This is a genomic window from Erwinia oleae (assembly GCF_000770305.1).
GTDB lineage: Bacteria > Pseudomonadota > Gammaproteobacteria > Enterobacterales > Enterobacteriaceae > Erwinia > Erwinia oleae.
The window spans coordinates 1-409 of record NZ_JNVB01000183.1; the positions used below are offsets into that span (position 1 = coordinate 1).

1 pseudogene is annotated in these 409 nt (G+C 64.5%); it reads right to left on the reverse strand.

The window, feature by feature from the left end:
• Positions 1 to 409 (reverse strand): annotated as a pseudogene (locus tag GS12_RS24715) (phage tail tape measure protein); the annotation flags it as partial.

Here is a 409-nt window from a genome sequence, read left to right on the forward strand (position 1 = left end):
GGCTCAAGGGGCGCGAACATCTCGCCAACCGGCCCGAATGCCGCCGCCAGGCCCTGAACCACGCCGCCAAAGAATGCGCTAATCGGCTCCCAGTATTTGCGGATCAGCAGCGCGCCGGCGGCAACGGCGGCGACCACGGCAATAACCGGCCAGGTCAGGGAGCCGATCGCCACACCGATCCCGCCCGCCACGGTGGTGAAAGCGGAGCCAAGCAGACCTGCACCAGCAATGAGCAGGTTGATGCCGCTGATAACCGGTACGGCAACGTAGCCCACCGCGCCGACCAGCCCGGCGACGCCGATAGCGACCGTGCCAATAACGCCGAGCGTTTGCGTCAGCGACTGGTTTCGCTGCACCCAGTCATCAAGTTTCAGCAAATAGTCGGTTGCCGTCTGCGTAAGCTTGCGCA